Source organism: Mycobacterium sp. URHD0025, assembly GCF_000426065.1.
Lineage (GTDB): Bacteria > Actinomycetota > Actinomycetes > Mycobacteriales > Mycobacteriaceae > Mycobacterium.
The window spans coordinates 326056-343253 of the sequence record NZ_KE384491.1 but is presented as its reverse complement, the minus strand read 5'-3'; the positions used below and the strand labels follow the sequence as shown (position 1 = coordinate 343253).

The window sequence follows — 17198 nt, the reverse complement described above, 5'->3', positions numbered from 1 at the left end:
GGACGTGAGGAGCAATCTGGGTCGGCGCACGCGAGGAGCAATCGGGGCCGGTGGTGTTGAATCGAATGGTGCTGAGCCTGGAAGAGATTTCGGACCGCCTGGAGATCCAGCAGTTGTTGATCGACTACTCCACGGCGATCGACCGACGACTGTTCGACGACCTGGATGCGGTCTTCACCCCCGACGCCTATATCGACTACCGGGCGATGGGCGGCATCGACGGTCACTATCCGGAGGTCAAGGCCTGGCTGGCCGAAGTCTTGCCGAACTTTCCGGCCTACGCCCACATGCTCGGCAACTTCGATGTCCGCATCGAATACGACCCGGCGGGTGACACCGCCTCGTCCCGCACCATCTGCTTCAACCCGATGGTGCTGCCCGGCCTGGAGCAACAGGTGTTGTTCTGCGGGCTCTGGTACGAGGACGAGTTCGTCCGCACCGCGGACGGTTGGCGGATGAGCCGCCGTGTCGAGACCAAGTGCTTCGACAAGGTCGTCTGAGTCGCCCCCGGCGACGTGTCGTCTGAGTCGCCTCCGGCCTGGCGCAATTTTGGTCCGTACTGCCTGCTCTGGCACAATTGGCGGCTGTCTGCCGCGCGACTCGTTCAATGCGCTGCGCGGCGGTCACACACGTAAGGCAAAACCGGATCGGGCAATTCCGCCCGCATCGCCGAATTGCAGCGTGACATTCGAGGAGAAGTGCTTAACCATGGCTGTCAAGATCAAGCTCACCCGGCTTGGCAAGATCCGCAATCCCCAGTACCGCATCGCTGTCGCCGACGCGCGCACCCGCCGCGAAGGTCGCGCCATCGAGGTCATCGGCCGTTACCACCCCAAGGAAGAGCCGAGCCTGATCGAGATCGATTCGGAGCGCGCGCAGTACTGGCTGGGTGTCGGTGCTCAGCCCACCGAGCCGGTTCTGGCCCTGCTGAAGATCACCGGTGACTGGCAGAAGTTCAAAGGCCTGCCGGGCGCCGAGGGCACGCTGAAGGTCAAGGAGCCCAAGCCGTCCAAGCTGGACCTGTTCAACGCGGCGCTTGCCGAGGCCGACAGCGGCGCCGGTGCCGCGGCTGTGACGCCCAAGAAGAAGAAGGCGCCGAAGAAGGATCAGCAGGACGAGGCCGCTACCGAGGCGACCGGCAGCGAAGCTGAGGCACCCGCGGCCGCTGCCGACGAAGCCGCAAGCGAGAGCTGAGCATCGCAGTGAGTTCTGTCGTGGTCGACGCCGTCGAGCACCTGGTCCGCGGCATCGTGGACAATCCCGACGACGTACGTGTCGACATGGTCACCAGCCGCCGTGGGCGGACTGTCGAGGTGCATGTGCACCCCGATGATCTGGGCAAGGTCATCGGGCGCGGCGGCCGCACGGCCACTGCGCTGCGGACCCTGGTCGCAGGCATCGGTGGGCGCGGTATTCGCGTCGACGTGGTGGACACCGACCAGTAGCGTCGGATTCATGGACCTGGTTGTCGGGCGGGTTGTCAAAGCTCACGGCATTACCGGCGAGCTTGTCGTCGAGATCCGCACCGACGACCCCGACGCCCGGTTCTTCCCTGGCGTGGCCCTTCGTGGCCGCGCCAAGGGAGGGGCCGAGCGTAATTTTTCGGTTGAGTCGGTGCGTGATCACGCGGGTCGGTTGCTGATTCGTCTGGCCGGCATCGCCGACCGCAATGCGGCTGACGCGTTGCGTGGCACGGTGTTCGTCGTCGACACCGCCGAATTGCCTGCGATCGACGATCCCGACGAGTTCTATGACCATGAACTCGAAGGGCTGCGGGTCGTCACGGTCGACGGCACCGCCGTCGGGGTGGTCCGCGAGGTACTGCACACCGCGGCGGGAGAACTGTTGTCGGTCAAGGCCGACGCCGATGGCCGCGAGATACTCGTCCCGTTCGTGAGCGCCATCGTCACCTCGGTGTCACGGGACACCGGCACTGTTGTCATCGATCCTCCGGATGGTCTGCTGAATCTGGACCTGGTCTGACGGGCCGCACTGTGCACATTGATGTCCTGACGATCTTCCCGGCCTATCTCGATCCGATCCGGCAGTCGTTGCCGGGCAAGGCGATCGAGGCCGGAATCCTCTCCGTGGCCGTGCACGACCTGCGGAACTGGACCCGTGACGTGCACCGGTCGGTCGATGATTCGCCGTACGGTGGCGGTCCGGGAATGGTCATGAAGGCGCCCGTATGGGGCGAAGCGCTCGATGAAATCTGTTCTGAAGAAACACTTCTGGTTGTACCTACTCCCGCGGGGCGACCGTTCACCCAAGCCGTGGCCGAGCGTTGGAGTACCGAGTCGCATCTGGTGTTCGCCTGCGGCCGGTACGAGGGGATTGACCAGCGCGTGGTCGAGGACGCCGCTCGCCGGATGCGGGTCGAAGAGATTTCCATCGGCGATTACGTGCTCAACGGCGGCGAATCCGCGGCCCTGGTGATGATCGAGGCAGTGGTCCGGCTGATGCCCGACGTGTTGGGCAATCCAGCATCGCACCAACAGGATTCGCACTCTGACGGCCTGCTTGAGGGGCCGAGCTACACCCGTCCGCAGAGCTGGCGTGGGCTCGACGTGCCCGATGTGCTGCTGTCCGGGGATCATGCCAAGGTCGCGGCCTGGCGTCATGAACAATCGTTGCAACGCACCCGCGAGCGCCGGCCGGATCTTCTCGACGAATCCTAGATCCGGCCGCCGGGGAACATCGTCTTGACGGCGTCGGTGATGGTGTCGCGTGCGGTGGCGGCGTTGGTGGGCTGCAGTGAGCCGATCACCATGATGAAGCGACGGTCGGGCCCGATCACGCCGGTCGACAGGTGCATCCAGTCCGAACCGATACAGCACATCCAGCCCTGTTTGACCGCGACCGGTTCGGAGTAGAGGCCTTCGGGGATGCCGAATCGTTGGGGGTAGATCCCGCCCGGTTGCGTGCCGTCGATGGCGTTCGGGGTGGACTGGGCCAGGTTGGACAGGATGACGTTGGCCTGTTCGGCGGGCAGGCTGCCGCTGCCGTTCATCAACATGTCGTAGTAGCGCACCAGATCGGCGGCGGTACTGATGGTGTTCCACCACCGGCCGTCATTCGGTGGCCGCGTCGAGCTCAAGCCATAGCGGGCGGTTACCCGGTTGATGATCGCGCTGCCGCCGCTGCGGTTCCAGAAGACCTCGGCGGCACTGTCGTCGGAAGACCGCAGCATGACGTCGAGGTTCTTGCGGTCCTCGGGACTGAGGACAGTCTGGCCCTTCGCTTCCTGTAGCAGCAGATCGTCGGCGATGAACAACTTGACCACCGACGCGATGGCGATGGTCGTCCCGTTTCCGTTTGACACCAGCTGGCCGGTGTTGCGGTCGAGCACCAGCACGGTGATCTCGGCGCCCGCGTCGGCGGCGTCCTCGGTGGCTTGTTGCGTGCGGTCTTCGAGCCCGGTGAAGCTGGCGGCGGGTTCACCGGGCGACGCCTCGGGCAGCGGAGCCATGCCGCCCTGGGGGACGACGACGGTCAGCTGAGGTGCGTCGGGGGCGACCGGGGGAGTTCCGTAGACCCGGGCTTCGCAACCGACGGTTACGACGGCCGCGGCGACCACCGCTGTCATGCTGACCGCGCTCGCCATCATCCGCTTCGACGGCCGCCCTGGCATGGTCCTCCTTGAACCGTCAACAAATCCGATGGGCTCTGCGGGACCGGCCCATCGGGTGGGTGAAGCCTAACTGTTCGCCGTGCGGCGCGCGTCGTTAGTCGTGCTCGAAGTATGCTGCCGGAGTCGATGCGGATGGGTGCCGTGACTCACCGGATTTCACGGTATGGGGACCCGTCTGGCACAATTGAGCAGTTGTCTGCGCAGGGCTGGGCCGGCTTGTCCGCGTTCCGCTGCGAGATACACCCCGATACACCCGAAAATAGCTTCGGCTGCGCACGAGTTCCGCGCAGATCCGGAGCCGCGAACAACAAGGAAGTGTCACCGATGAACACGCTGGACTTCGTCGATCAGGCGTCGCTGCGCGACGACATCCCGACCTTCAGCCCCGGCGACACCGTCAATGTGCATGTGAAGGTGATCGAGGGCTCGAAGGAGCGCATCCAGGTCTTCAAGGGTGTCGTGATTCGTCGCCAGGGTGGCGGCATCCGCGAGACCTTCACCGTGCGGAAGGAGAGCTACGGCGTCGGCGTCGAGCGGACCTTCCCGGTGCATTCGCCCAACATCGATCACCTCGATGTCGTGACCCGCGGTGACGTGCGTCGCGCCAAGCTCTACTACCTGCGCGAACTGCGTGGCAAGAAGGCGAAGATCAAGGAAAAGCGCTGAGCCCGCTGCTCCGCCTGACGAAGCTCTCGTCGCGGGACCGGTCACGACGCTCGCTACTGTGGTGCCTGTGACCGGACCCACCGACTCTGCCGACGCGCGCTCGGAGGGCAACCTCGAAGCCGACTCTGATTCAGATTCCGCCTCCGCTTCAGATGCGACGGAGTCTGCCACCGGTGAAGCGCCGGACGAGTCACCCGAACGCAAGCACTCCACGGCGCGTGAGATCGCCATTCTGGCCGCCATCGCCCTGGTGCTCTACTACGTCACGCTGACGTTCATCGCGCGGCCCTACCTGATTCCCTCGGAATCCATGGAGCCCACCCTGCACGGCTGTGCCGGCTGCGTGGGTGATCGCATCATGGTCGACAAGGTCACCTACCGGTTCTCCAAGCCGGAGCCCGGCGATGTGGTGGTGTTCAAGGGCCCGCCGTCGTGGAACGTCGGCTACAAGTCGATCCGCTCGGACAACACCGCGATCCGCTGGGTGCAGAATGCCCTCTCGTTTGTCGGGTTTGTGCCGCCGGACGAGAATGACCTGGTCAAGCGGGTGATCGCGGTGGGTGGTCAGACGGTGCAATGCCGTGCTGACAGCGGGCTGACGGTCGACGGCAAGCGCCTGAACGAGCCGTACCTGGATCCGGCGACCATGATGGCCGACCCGGGGATCTATCCGTGCCTGGGCCCTGAGTTCGGGCCCGTCACCGTCCCGCAGGACCGGTTGTGGGTGTTGGGTGACAACCGAACCCACTCGGCCGATTCGCGGTTCCACTGCACCAATCTGACCGAGGACACGCGTCCCGACGCACGGGAACGTGTGTTGTGCACCGGCGATCCGATGGCCGGCACCGTTCCCGTGGAGAATGTAATCGGAAAGGCACGGTTCATCGCCTGGCCACCGTCCCGCTGGGGCGGTATCAATGGCGTGAACCCGCAGACCAACTCTTAGGAGCTGCCCTGTGCCGCCAGTGGTGAAGGCGTCGTGGCCGCCGCGAACGGTGATCCGAAGGTCGTCGGGTCTGCGCACCCTGGAATCCGCGCTCTATCGCAACGGTCTCGGCCCGGTCGCCGGGGTGGACGAGGTGGGACGCGGAGCCTGTGCGGGACCGCTGGTGGTCGCAGCCTGCGTGCTGGGCCCGAATCGAATGGACAGCCTGGCCGCCCTCGATGATTCGAAGAAGCTCGGTGAGCGCGAACGCGAGCGGTTGTTCCCTCTGATCCGCCGGTATGCCCTGGCGTATCACGTGGTGTTCATTCCGTCCGATGAGGTGGACCGCCGCGGCGTCCACGTCGCCAATATCGAAGGCATGCGGCGTGCGGTGGCGGGGTTGTCCCTACGCCCCGGTTACGTGCTGTCCGACGGGTTCCGGGTTCCTGGCCTGGCGGTGCCGTCTCTGCCGGTGATCGGTGGAGATGGCGCGGCTGCCTGCATCGCTGCGGCCAGTGTGCTGGCGAAGGTCAGCCGGGACCGGCTGATGGTCGAGATGGAACGCGACCATCCGGGCTACGGGTTCGCCGAGCACAAGGGCTACAGCACCCCGGCGCACTCCGCGGCGTTGGCGGAGTTGGGGCCGTGTGCGGAGCATCGCTACTCGTATGTGAACGTGCGGCGGGCCGCAGAGATGACGGACGTGCGGCGGGCCGCAGAGATGACGGACGTGCGGCGTGCCACAGAGATGACGGACGTGCGGCGGGCCGCAGAGATAACTGGAGTGCGACGGGAAATGGCACCAATGCGGCATGCTGAAAAGGCGTACGCAAAGATGGGCGACAAGGCATCAGCACAACGAGAAGGACAGCACACCAGATGAGCGCCGAGGATCTCGAGAAGTACGAAACCGAGATGGAGCTCTCGCTGTACCGCGAATACAAGGACATCGTCGGGCAGTTCAGCTACGTCGTCGAGACCGAGCGCCGGTTCTACCTGGCCAACAGCGTGGAGCTGATTCCGCGCAACTCCGAGGGCGAGGTGTACTTCGAGTTGAGGCTCGCCGATGCCTGGGTCTGGGACATGTACCGCCCGGCCCGGTTCGTCAAGCAGGTGCGGGTGATCACGTTCAAGGACGTGAACATCGAAGAGGTCGAGAAGCCCGAGCTGCGGTTGCCGGAGTAACAGCGAACGGAGGGCGAGGCGATGGCGAATGTCAGTGGTGGACCCGACGATATTCGCGGCCGTGCCGACGCGGTGCTGGCGCACTTGCCCGACGTACGTACGTGGCAGGAGCCGCTCTACCGCGACTTGCACGAGCATCCCGAACTCTCACATCAGGAGCGGCGCACCGCTGATGTGGTGGCCGCGCGGCTGCGGGATTCAGGGTTGACCGTCCATGAAGGTGTCGGTGGCACCGGCGTGGTCGGCGTGCTGGGTAACGGTGACGGCCCTCGGGTGTTGATGCGTGCGGATATCGATGCGCTGCCGGTGACGGAGGCGACCGGGCTGCCGTACGCGAGCTCTCACGAGGGCGTCATGCATGCGTGTGGGCACGACGTCCATGTGACCTGCCTGTTGGGAGCGGCCGAACTGTTCTCTCGCGCAACAGAACACTGGACGGGCACGTTGATCGCGCTGTTCCAGCCCGCCGAAGAAGTTGGCGACGGAGCCCGCACGATGATCGATGACGGTCTGGCCGAGCTCGTCGGCCAGGTGGATGTGGCGTTGGCCCAGCACGTTTTTCCGGCGCCGGCCGGGCAGGTGCGCACTCGCAGCGGTCCGGTGTTGTCCGCGGCCGACAGCATGCGCATCACGGTCTACGGTCGCGGCGGGCACGGCTCGATGCCACAGGCGACGGTGGACCCGGTGGTGTTGGCGTCGATGATCGTCATCCGGCTGCAGACGATCGTGTCGCGCGAGGTCGATCCGACCCAGACGGTCGTGCTGACCGTCGGCAGTATCCGGTCGGGGACCAAGAGCAACGTCATCGGGGACCACGCGGTACTCGAACTGAACCTGCGCACGTTCGACGAATCGGTGCGCGCCGCGGTGCTCGCCGCGATCCGACGTGTGGTCGTCGCCGAGTGCCAGGCTTCCGACTCACCGCGCGACCCGGAATTCGAGCTGTACGACAGCTTTCCGCTGACCGTGAACGACGCGGAGGTGACGGCCCGGGTCGTGTCTGCTTTCGGCGAATACTTCGGCGACCGGGCACAGTCCATGCCGGCCGCGTCTGCCAGCGAGGATTTCAGCGAGATTCCTGTGGCGCTGGGGGCGCCGTACACCTACTGGGGGTTCGGCGGCGCCGACGAGCAGGCCTACCGCGACGCGGTGGCCGCGGGTCGGGTGAGCGCGGACATCCCAGTGAACCACTCACCGCGGTTCGCCCCGGTGCTTCAGCCGACGCTGGACACCGGTACCCAGGCGCTCGTGGTGGCGGGGCTCAGTTGGCTTTAGCCGTGAGGTGCTGGTCGAAGAAGGCGAACACCCGCGACCAGGCATCAGCGGTGGCGGCCTCGTTGTAGCCGAAGCCGGCGATTCGCAGAAAGGACTGTCCCGGTAGCTGATTGGCGAAGCTGTGCCCGGCCTCGGGGTAGACCTTGATATCGGCCGGGATGTTCTTGGTGTCGACGATGCGTCGTAACCGGTCCGGTGCACCGACGCCCATCGGGTCGCGGCGGCCGAAGCTGGCCACCACCGGGCATGAAGCGTCCAGTGTCTCGTCGAGCCGCCGTGGCAGTGGAGTGCCATAGAACGGTGCTGAGGCACCAAAACCCTTGGGGCCCAGGATGAGGGCGAACTGTCCGCCCATGCAGAACCCGGCGATTCCGATGGTTCCGGTGCATTGCGGGTGCGTTTGCAGGTGGTCGCGGGCGGCCAGGATGTCGTCGAGCGCCCGGCCGCGCTGGGTGAGCAGCTCACGGAACACCCGGGTGATGCACCGGGCCCGGCCACCGCGGGAGTAGAGATTCGGCGTGAGCGCGAGATAGCCGGCGGCCGCGACGCGTTCCGAGATCGACTGATTGTCCGGTCCATAGCCGATCGCGTCATGGATGATGACGACCCCGGGCCACGGCCCTTCACCACCAGGAACGTCCAGCAGCGCATCGATCGGACCGGCTGGGGTGTCCACGGTGATCGTCGTCACCAGACCCAGGGTAGCGGGCGACCGTCAGGTTCCGCAGAACGTGCGGTAGGCGCCGAAGTCGGCGGGCGCGGGCTGGGCATACCGTTCGAGCCCGGGACGCTCGTCGTAGGGTGCCGCGACGGCGTGCATGAGGTGTTGGACGGGTTCCAGGTCACCTTCGGTCGCGGCATTCAGGGCCTCTTCGACCAGATGGTTGCGCGGAATGTAAACGGGGTTCACCCGGTCCATCGTGTCGGCATCGGGCTCATGGGCACGCCACCGCGCCAGCCACTCGTCGAATTCGCCGGCGATCGTGTTCTCTCCGCGGGCGGCACGGCCGAGGTCGCGGAAGAACGACGTGTAGTCAATTCGGTTCTGCTGCAACAGGGCAAGCAGGTCGTCGATCAGTGCGCGGGCCGCCTCGCCGTCGATATCTGCGGGCAGTCCGAGCTTGGCGCGCATCCCGGACGACCATGCCGAGTCGAACTGCTGCCCGAAGCCGTGCAGCGCTTGGGTGGCGAGTTCGACGGCCTGCTCACCGTCCTCGGCGAGCAGGGGGAGCAGGGTCTCGGCAAATCGGGCGAGGTTCCATGCCGCCACCGTGGGTTGGTTGCCGAAGGCGTAGCGGCCGCCGTGGTCGATCGAGCTGAATACCGTTGCGGGATCGAAGGTGTCCATGAAGGCACACGGCCCGTAGTCGATGGTCTCGCCGGAGATGGTCATGTTGTCGGTGTTCATCACGCCGTGTACGAACCCGACCATCATCCACTGGGCGATCAGCTTGGCTTGCGCGGAGATCACTGCCTCGTAGAGCGCCAGGTACGGATTGGCGGCGTCCGCCGCGCCGGGGTGGTGGCGTGCGATGGCGTGGTCGGCCAGCCGGCGCAGGAGCCCGATGTCCCCGGCGGCCTGGCTGTACGCGACGGCGTACTGGAAGCTGCCCACCCGCAGATGGCTGCCGGCCACCCGGGCCAGCACGGCCCCGGGCAGCAGGGTCTCTCGCCGGACCTGTCGTCCGGTGGCCGCGACCGCCAGCGCGCGGGTGGTCGGAATGCCCATGGCGTGCATCGCCTCGCTGACGATGTACTCGCGCAGCATGGGCCCGACGACGGCGAGACCGTCGCCACCCCGGGCGAACGGGGTCCGTCCCGATCCTTTGAGGTGCAGGTCACGGGGATTGCCACCGGTGCCGACGAACTCGCCGAGCAGCAGCGCACGGCCATCGCCCAGGCGCGGGACGTAGCCGCCGAACTGATGACCGGCGTAGGCCTGCGCGACGGGTGTCGCTCCGGCGGGGACCACGGTGCCCAGCAACAGGCCGAGGCCGTCGGGGCTGCGCAGCCAGACGGGGTCGAGGCCGAGTTCGGCCGCCAGCGGTTCGTTGAGCACGAGCAACCGCGGCGCCGGAGCCGCCTCGGCCTGCCACGCGACGGCCATCTCGGGCAGGGCCCGGGCGAATCGATTGTCCAGGATGACAGCCGGATCGGATGTGACGCTCACGTCTCGAGCCTACGGAGCTTCAGAGGCTGCCCAGGTCGTCGGGGACATCGACGGCGTACTGCCGGAGAATGTCGAGCGGTACGACATCGAGGGTGCGTTCGTGGGTGGCGGCCAGCACCACCGGTGCGGCATTACCGTCGTTGTGCGCACGCAGCCAGTTGACCGCGGTGACACACCAGCGGTCACCCGGCGTCAGGCCGGGAAATCGGAACTGCGGTGCCGGTGTCGACAGGTCGTTGCCGATCGACCGCTGATGTTCGAGGAACTCGGCGGTGACCACGGCGCAGATGGTGTGCCGGCCCGCGTCGGCGTCTCCGGTCGAGCAGCACCCGTCGCGGTAGAAGCCGGTGAGCGGGTCGGTGCCGCACTCTTCGAGCGTGCCGCCCAGTACGTTGCGGTCAGCCATTCAGGTATCGCCCCTTCGCCACTTCGCGCTGCTTCACAGTGCCGCCGAGATTCGATGTGCGGTCTCGCGCACCGCACTTCCGAACCTGGCGAACTTGTCGGCCGTAATTCTGCTGCTCGGTCCCGATATCGAGACCGAGCCGATGGGTTCGCGTTGGGCATTGACGATACTGGCGCCGAGCGCGGTGATGCCGGTATTCAGGCCCTGTTCGTTCACCGAGTATCCACGGGTGCGCACCAACTCGATGGTCTCGCTCAACCGGTCCGGATCGGTGATGGTGTGTTCGGTCTGCGGGTCCAGCGGCTGCGAAAGATATCGCGTGACAAAATCGTCGGTGCTGGCGGCGAGAAATGCGATTCCGGTTGCGGAGGCGTGCAACGGAATTCGTGATCCCAGCGGCATGAAGGCACGTAGTGGGTGCGGGGTGTCCAGGCGCTCGATCAGGACCAGCTCTGGTCCGTCCGGTGCGGCGAGGTGGATGGTCTCGGTGGTATCCAGCTGCAACTCGTTGAGGAACGGGAGCGCGGTTTCGCGCATCGGCTGATGATCGCCGGCCCGGCTGCCGACGGAGAATGCGCGGTAGGTCAGGTTCCACCGGGTGGGTTGCGTGGAAGTCGGTCGCAACCAGCCGATCTCGTGCAGCGTGAGCAAACACCGCTGCACGGTGCTCTTGGGGAGGCCGACCGTACGGGTGAGCTCGGACAGTCCGACCGGCTGCAGCTTTGCGACGGTTTCCAGCACCTGAAACGCGGACACCACGCTGTTCGTCGACATGTGCCTCCTCGGCGATCCACATTGACCGGCGACGCGGATGTGAGCTAGCTTACCCGGACCGGTTCATACAGTAGACCACTGTGCCACATAGTGGACCAGTTGGGAAGCGGGTCCAACGTTTCGAAAGGCGATGGAATGACAATTCAGCTGCTGGCGCTGGCGATCTTTGTCGGCGTATTCGCGGTGTCGGCATGGCGCAACGCCCATTTGGGTGTGTTGATGTTCGCGGCGGCCTCGGCGGTGGGGCTCGGGCTGGCGGGCATGCCGATCGACGACATCATCGACGGCTTCCCGATCGACATCCTCGTGCTACTGGTCGGGGTGACCTACTTCTTCGGCATCGCACACGCCAACGGCACCATCGACCGGATCATCGAGGTGACCCTGGCCAAGGTCGGGCACCGCACAGTGCTGTTGCCCGTGGTCTTCTTCCTGCTGACCGCGGCGATCTCGGCGATGGGCTCCCCGCTGGGCGGGTTGGTGATGGCGCCGATCGGGATGATGGTGGCGGACAAGCGGGCGATCGATCCGATGCTGATGGCACTGTCGATCGGTACCGGTCTGAGCGCCGGGGCGTTCGCACCCACCAGCCTGTTCGGCATCGTCACCTACGGCACCGCACACCAGGCCGGCATCGATCTCAACCCGTTCGTGCTGTTCGTCGTCGCCCTTGTGGTCAACCTCGTGTTGCTTGCCGCGGCTTACGTGCTGTTCGGAGGGCTGAAACTGCGGCACCGCAACACGGTCGCCGAGCCGGCGGTGGCGCTCGCAGCCGAGGACCGGCTCGTCACAGTCGGCGGCGGAGGTGGGCTCCCTGCGGCTCACGGTGGCGCGTCGAGTGCGGACCTGCCCTCTGATACCGAACGTAAACCCTTCGCGCCCAATCAGATTGCCACCGTGGCCGCCATGGTCGGCCTGATCGGCGCGGTCATCGGAATGTCGCTGGCAGGCATGGATCCCGACATCGGCGTATTGGCGTTCGCTCTTGGAGCCGTCCTGACCCTCGTGGATCCACGATCGGGCAACAAGGCGATTCCGCGGATCGACTGGTCGACAGTTCTGCTGGTGGGCGGCATCATCACGTTCGTCGGCGTACTCGACAAACTCGGCTCGGTCGACCTGCTCGGTGAGTTCGCCGGCCATATCGGCGTTCCGCTGCTGGCCGCGTTGTTCATCTGCCTTGTGGCCGGGCTGGTCTCGGCGTTCGCCTCGACCACCGGAATGCTGGCGGCACTTGTTCCGCTCGCGTTGCCCCTGGTGGCCGCCGGAGGCATCCCCGGCTGGGCTCTGATGTGTGCGCTGGGCGTGTGTGCATCCATCGTCGACGTGTCGCCCTTCTCCACCGTGGGCGCGACATTGGTGGCGACCACGGTCGACGAAGCTCAGAGGCCGCGCATGACCAGGCTGTTGATGCGCTGGGGGCTGTCGATGGTGGTGATCGGCCCGGTTCTGCTGGTCGGCGCCCTCGTTCTCCCGGGCACGGTGTTGTAAGTGTCCGTCAACGATGAAAGGACTTGTCCGCCGATGCTTTTGACGTCCCTCGACCCTGCCGGGATCGACTCGGTCGACACCGCTGCCGCCGTCTCGGTGGGCGCACGGAGCATGTCGCGGGGGCAGCTGTTCGATGCCGCCTGCGCGCTTGCCGGCGCCCTGCCCGACGGGGGACCGGTTGCGGTGTGTGCCCAACCGACGCTGGAGACGGTCGTCGCCGTCGTCGGCTGCCTGTTGTCCGGGGTGCCGGTGGTGCCGGTTCCGCCTGACTCCGGCCCCGCCGAGCTGCGGCACATGCTCACCGATGCCCGGGTCACGTGTTGGGCGGGACCGCCTCATCGGGACTCGGAACTCCCGGCGATACCGGCGACTGTCCTGGGTCGCGGGAGCGGGGAGCTGCCGGCCGCACCGTCGCCCGAGGCGCTCGCGATGATCCTGTACACGTCCGGTACCACCGGGGCTCCCAAGGGTGTCAACCTCAGCCATCGGGCCCTGGCGGCAGGTATCGACGCCGTGGCCGACGCGTGGCGATGGACAGCCGACGACACGGTGGTGCACGGTCTGCCGCTGTTCCATCTGCACGGACTGATGCTCGGCGTGCTCGCCTCGCTGCGCATCGGCTCCCGGGTGATCCATACCGTCAAACCACGACCGGAGCGATATGCCGCCGCGACCGGCACGATGTACTTCGGGGTGCCGACCGTGTGGTCGCGCATCGCGGCCGACGAAGTATCGGCTCGGGCGTTGCGTGGTGCGCGGTTGTTGGTGTCGGGCAGCGCACCGTTGGTCACCCCGGTTTTCCACCGCATCGCCGAGCTCACCGGTTGCACTCCGATCGAGCGCTACGGGATGAGCGAAACGATGATCACCTTGTCCACCCGCGCCGACGGTGAACGCCGGCCCGGCTCGGTCGGCCAGCCGGTCCTCGGCGTCGAAACGCGCTTGCGCACAGAGGATGACGAGGTTGTTCCGCACGACGGCGCCAGTATCGGACGGCTCGAGGTGCGCGGACCCATGCTGTTCGACGGCTATCTCAACCGGCCCGAGGCTACGGCGGATGCATGGACCGGCGACGGCTGGTTCACGACCGGAGATGTCGCCACCCGCGACGGGGACGGGTTCCACCGGATCGTCGGTCGGGAATCGGTGGATCTGATCAAGTCGGGCGGCTATCGAATCGGTGCGGGTGAGGTCGAAACTGCGTTGCTCGCACATCCGTCGGTGCGTGAGGCGGCCGTTGTCGGGCGCACCGACGCCGACTTGGGGCAGCGGGTGGTGGCGTATGTCGTGACCGATGACGGCAACCGGCCCGCACTCGCGGACGGCCTCATCGAGTTCGTGGCCGACACGCTGTCGCAGCACAAGCGACCGCGCGAAGTCGTGTTCGTCGGCGAGCTACCGCGAAACGCCATGGGCAAGGTGCAGAAGAAGCTCCTGGCCGATTGAGCGGATCACGGTGCCGGTTGCGGGCTGGCGCTGCGCTGCGCGTCGAGAATGAGCAGCGCGACGTGCAATGACGTCATCGATTCGCCGTCGTCGAGGTTGACGCCGAGCCGGCGCTCGATGGAGGCCAGTCGGCTGTAGAGCGCCGGCCGGCTCATGTGCAGGCGTTTGGCCAGCGCGGACTTGTTGCCTGCGAGTTCCAGGTAACCCCGCAGCACCGCCACGTCGTCGCTGCCCTGTTCGGCGTCGTGGATGAGCAGGTTCTTGAGTTCGGTCTCGGCGAACATCTGGACTCGCGGATCGTCGAGGAGCAGGGTGATCAGCCCGCGCAGCCGGACATCAGAGGCCCGGACGAACGGGCGGGCCAGATCTGACATCGATGCGGCGACCTCGGCGACATGGGCGGCTTCACGCAAGCCATGGACGGCGTCGGCGAACGCGCCCGCGCTCGCGCCGACAGCGATGACCACCTTGTCGGTGTCGCCGCCGCGGGCGATCGCCTCGCGCCAGCCTTCGGCCAGACGGCTGAGCGCGGCATCGACGCTCAGCCCGCGTCGGGGATTCAGTGCGAGCACTAGGCCGATCTCGCCGTCCCGCCGGATCGAGCAGATCGCGCTGTGGCCTTGAGCTTTGACACTGTGGACGACCGCGTCGAGGATTCGGATGTTGCGGCGTTGGGTGCCGACCGGGTCGAGTCGGTCCGGCGGCGCACCGACCCGGATGGTGGTCGGTAGGTGGGGCCCACCGGCCCGCAGGCCCAGCGCCAGGGCGCGGGCGTCGGCCTCACGGTCGTCGGCGATCCGTCCACCCAGGACGTCGTCGATCAGCCCGCTCTGAGCCTGATGTTCGAGGCCGGACCGGCCGCGCTCGGCCATCCTGTGCAAGGCCAGCGCTTGTGCGGCACGTTCCAGCACCATCGTGGTTTTCGCCGGTGCGGACGGGGCGTGCGGAACGATGAGCCGTCCCCACTCCTCGGCGCGAGGGCCCACGGCGGTCGTGGCCCACGGTTCTGCCATCGTCCGGGACCGCCGTTGCCAGTCGGACAGCACGGTGGTGGCGGGCTCATTGCGCGGTGAGATCGCCAGCACCTGGTGCGACAGGTCCTCCAGCACCACCGATTCGTCGAGCATCTCGGCGGCTGCGCGCACGATGTCAGCCATGGTGGGCCGCTTCATGCTCAGCTCGGTGAAGGTCTTGTGGGTCCGGTGGGCGAACTCGAGTTCTTCGTATTGGTCGGCGACGATGAGCCGGTGCACCGCTTCGGTGACTTCGACGAACTTGGTCTCCCGGTGCAACACCACGAGTGCCAGACCGAGAGTTTGGGCCATGCCGCCGACGCTGTCGGGCAGCGATTCGATGCGGGTGCCCAGTTCGACCACCACGCCGACGACGCCGGCGCGCTGCATGCGCCGTAGGTAGTCCCTTGGCGCGTCACGCAATGCGGCTCCGGTGGTGAGCACCAGCTCGCCGCCCTGCAGCAGGCCGGCAAGGTCGGGCATGTCGCTGACATGGACCCAGCGCACCGGTCGATCGAGCTGTTGGGCGCTGAGTACCTCAGGCTCCCCGGCCTGCACCACGGGGAGCGTGATGATGTCGCGCACTGTCGGGATCATTTACAAAGTGTAATGAACAAGTCCATCGGGCTTACAGGATGACGGTTCTGACGCATCCGATGTTGGCCCAGAGTAATACCCGTACCCCAAGCTACAGAGAGGTTCGGACCCCATGAGCAATGTCATCCAGCACTGGCGCGACGGCAAGATCTTTGCCGGCACCTCGACTGCCACCGCCCCGGTCACCAATCCGGCCACGGGCGCGGTCACCGGTGAGGTCGCCCTGGCCAGTGTGGATGACGCACGTGCGGTGATCGACGCCGCCGCGGCCGCCTTCCCGGCCTGGCGTGACACGTCGCTGGCCAAGCGCACCTCGGTCCTGTTCGCGTTCCGCGAATTGCTCAACGCTCGCAAGGAGGAGGTGGCCGCGCTCATCACCGCCGAGCACGGCAAGGTGCTCTCCGATGCCCTCGGCGAGGTCAGCCGTGGCCTCGAGGTCGTCGAGTTCGCCTGCGGCATCCCGAATCTGCTCAAGGGTGGATTCACCGAGAACGCCTCGACCAACGTGGATGTGCACTCCGTGCTGCAGCCGCTGGGACCCGTCGGCATCATCTCGCCGTTCAACTTCCCGGCCATGGTGCCCATGTGGTTCTTCCCGATCGCGATCGCCGCGGGCAACACCGTGGTGCTCAAGCCCTCGGAGAAGGATCCGTCGGCAGCGCTGTGGATGGCCCGGCTGTGGGCCGAGGCCGGCCTGCCCGAGGGCGTGTTCAACGTGCTGCAGGGTGACAAGACCGCGGTCGACGAGCTGCTGACCAACCCGAAGGTCAAGGCCATCTCCTTCGTGGGCTCCACTCCCATCGCGCAGTACGTGTACGCGACCGCCACCGCGGCAGGTAAGCGTGTGCAGGCCCTCGGCGGGGCCAAGAACCACGCGGTGATCCTGCCCGACGCCGATCTGGACCTGGCCGCCGACGCGATGGTCAACGCCGGTTTCGGTTCCGCCGGTGAGCGCTGCATGGCGATCTCGGCCGCCGTCGCCGTCGGCCCGATCGCAGACGAGCTGGTGGCCAAGATCGCCGAGCGCGCCGCCACCATCAAAACCGGTGACGGAACCAAAGATTCGGACATGGGTCCGCTGGTCACCAAGGTTCACCGCGACAAGGTGGCCTCCTACATCGATGCCGGCGAGGCTGACGGCGCCAAGGTGGTGCTCGACGGTCGCACCGTGCTGGACGGGGCGGGCGAACGGTCCGAAGGCGGCTTCTGGCTGGGACCGACCCTGCTCGACAACGTCACCCCCGAGATGAGCGTCTACACCGACGAGATCTTCGGACCGGTGCTGTCGGTGCTGCGCGTCGAGACCTACGACGAGGCCATGGAATTGATCAACAACAACCCCTACGGCAACGGCACCGCCATCTTCACCAACGACGGTGGCGCAGCCCGGCGTTTCCAGAACGAGGTCGAGGTCGGCATGGTCGGCATCAATGTGCCGATCCCGGTTCCCATGTCGTACTACAGCTTTGGCGGCTGGAAGGCGTCGCTGTTCGGTGACAGCCATGCCCACGGCGCCGAAGGTGTGCACTTCTTCACCCGGACCAAGGCCATCACCACCCGCTGGCTGGACCCCAGCCACGGCGGCATCAACCTCGGCTTCCCCGAGAACAAGTGAGAGA

The 17198-nt window shown here is 66.4% G+C and carries 19 protein-coding genes; 13 read left to right on the top strand and 6 right to left on the bottom strand.

The genetic code is table 11. The features are described from left to right. Window positions 1-68: 68 nt before the first annotated feature. The 5 genes from H977_RS0130070 (at window position 69) to trmD (ending at window position 2678) form a co-directional block, all read left to right on the top strand. Window positions 69-500: a nuclear transport factor 2 family protein gene (locus tag H977_RS0130070; RefSeq protein ID WP_029111333.1), complete on the top strand. Its 432-nt coding sequence runs from the start codon at window positions 69-71 to the stop codon at window positions 498-500. A gap of 208 nt (window positions 501-708) precedes the next feature. Further along, entirely contained in the window at window positions 709-1194 is a 486-nt protein-coding gene (rpsP, locus tag H977_RS0130065; RefSeq protein ID WP_029111332.1) for a 30S ribosomal protein S16, read from the top strand. An 8-nt stretch (window positions 1195-1202) separates the two neighbouring features. Further along, window positions 1203-1445, top strand: coding sequence for an RNA-binding protein (locus H977_RS0130060; protein ID WP_003881089.1), 243 nt, complete (start codon window positions 1203-1205; stop codon window positions 1443-1445). A gap of 10 nt (window positions 1446-1455) precedes the next feature. Then, window positions 1456-1983 carry a ribosome maturation factor RimM gene (rimM, locus tag H977_RS0130055; RefSeq protein WP_029111331.1) on the top strand — a complete coding sequence of 176 codons (528 nt, stop codon included), beginning with the start codon at window positions 1456-1458 and terminating at the stop codon, window positions 1981-1983. Window positions 1984-1994: 11 nt separating this feature from the next. After that, entirely contained in the window at window positions 1995-2678 is a 684-nt protein-coding gene (gene trmD / locus H977_RS0130050; protein WP_029111330.1) for a tRNA (guanosine(37)-N1)-methyltransferase TrmD, read from the top strand. On the opposite strand, the gene H977_RS0130045 is transcribed toward trmD, so the two are convergent. Beyond that, window positions 2675-3631 (bottom strand): serine hydrolase, encoded by a 957-nt coding sequence (locus H977_RS0130045; RefSeq protein WP_029111329.1) that lies wholly within the window; start codon window positions 3629-3631, stop codon window positions 2675-2677. The genes trmD and H977_RS0130045 overlap by 4 nt on opposite strands. Window positions 3632-3955: 324 nt before the next feature. On the opposite strand from H977_RS0130045, the gene rplS reads away from it, so the two are divergent. From rplS to H977_RS0130020, 5 genes are all read left to right on the top strand, one after another. Beyond that, complete coding sequence (rplS, locus tag H977_RS0130040; protein WP_029111328.1) at window positions 3956-4297, top strand: 50S ribosomal protein L19; 342 nt, start codon at window positions 3956-3958, stop codon at window positions 4295-4297. A gap of 67 nt (window positions 4298-4364) precedes the next feature. Further along, on the top strand, window positions 4365-5243 hold the full coding sequence (lepB, locus tag H977_RS0130035; RefSeq protein WP_029111327.1) for a signal peptidase I: 879 nt from the start codon (window positions 4365-4367) through the stop codon (window positions 5241-5243). A 22-nt stretch (window positions 5244-5265) separates the two neighbouring features. Beyond that, a complete protein-coding gene (locus H977_RS34225) occupies window positions 5266-6105 on the top strand; it encodes a ribonuclease HII (protein WP_051289293.1) in 840 nt (279 codons plus the stop codon). Further along, complete coding sequence (locus tag H977_RS0130025) at window positions 6102-6407, top strand: DUF2469 domain-containing protein (protein WP_003881082.1); 306 nt, start codon at window positions 6102-6104, stop codon at window positions 6405-6407. Before H977_RS34225 ends, H977_RS0130025 begins: the two co-directional genes overlap by 4 nt. Before the next feature lie 72 nt (window positions 6408-6479). Beyond that, window positions 6480-7682 carry an amidohydrolase gene (locus H977_RS0130020; RefSeq protein WP_029111326.1) on the top strand — a complete coding sequence of 401 codons (1203 nt, stop codon included), beginning with the start codon at window positions 6480-6482 and terminating at the stop codon, window positions 7680-7682. Here the strand turns inward: H977_RS0130020 and H977_RS0130015 are convergent. From H977_RS0130015 to H977_RS0130000, 4 genes are read right to left on the bottom strand one after another with little or no spacing between them, the layout of a single operon-like run. Beyond that, window positions 7669-8373 carry a dienelactone hydrolase family protein gene (locus tag H977_RS0130015; RefSeq protein WP_029111325.1) on the bottom strand — a complete coding sequence of 235 codons (705 nt, stop codon included), beginning with the start codon at window positions 8371-8373 and terminating at the stop codon, window positions 7669-7671. The genes H977_RS0130020 and H977_RS0130015 overlap by 14 nt on opposite strands. Window positions 8374-8397: 24 nt before the next feature. Then, a complete protein-coding gene (locus H977_RS0130010; RefSeq protein ID WP_029111324.1) occupies window positions 8398-9852 on the bottom strand; it encodes a protein adenylyltransferase SelO in 1455 nt (484 codons plus the stop codon). Between the two features lie 19 nt (window positions 9853-9871). After that, window positions 9872-10258, bottom strand: coding sequence for a DUF2237 family protein (locus H977_RS0130005; RefSeq protein ID WP_029111323.1), 387 nt, complete (start codon window positions 10256-10258; stop codon window positions 9872-9874). A 33-nt stretch (window positions 10259-10291) separates the two neighbouring features. Continuing rightward, window positions 10292-11032 carry an IclR family transcriptional regulator gene (locus H977_RS0130000; RefSeq protein ID WP_029111322.1) on the bottom strand — a complete coding sequence of 247 codons (741 nt, stop codon included), beginning with the start codon at window positions 11030-11032 and terminating at the stop codon, window positions 10292-10294. 135 nt (window positions 11033-11167) lie between these two features. Between H977_RS0130000 and H977_RS0129995 the strand changes: the two genes are divergently transcribed. Further along, complete coding sequence (locus H977_RS0129995) at window positions 11168-12523, top strand: SLC13 family permease (protein WP_029111321.1); 1356 nt, start codon at window positions 11168-11170, stop codon at window positions 12521-12523. Between the two features lie 33 nt (window positions 12524-12556). Then, window positions 12557-13969, top strand: coding sequence for an acyl-CoA synthetase (locus H977_RS0129990; protein ID WP_029111320.1), 1413 nt, complete (start codon window positions 12557-12559; stop codon window positions 13967-13969). Between the two features lie 5 nt (window positions 13970-13974). Here H977_RS0129990 and H977_RS0129985 read toward each other — a convergent pair whose 3' ends face one another. After that, window positions 13975-15579: a PucR family transcriptional regulator gene (locus H977_RS0129985; protein ID WP_029111319.1), complete on the bottom strand. Its 1605-nt coding sequence runs from the start codon at window positions 15577-15579 to the stop codon at window positions 13975-13977. 112 nt (window positions 15580-15691) lie between these two features. Here H977_RS0129985 and H977_RS0129980 point away from each other — a divergent pair, with 112 nt between their 5' ends. Beyond that, window positions 15692-17194, top strand: coding sequence for a CoA-acylating methylmalonate-semialdehyde dehydrogenase (locus tag H977_RS0129980; protein ID WP_029111318.1), 1503 nt, complete (start codon window positions 15692-15694; stop codon window positions 17192-17194). Window positions 17195-17198 lie beyond the last annotated feature (4 nt).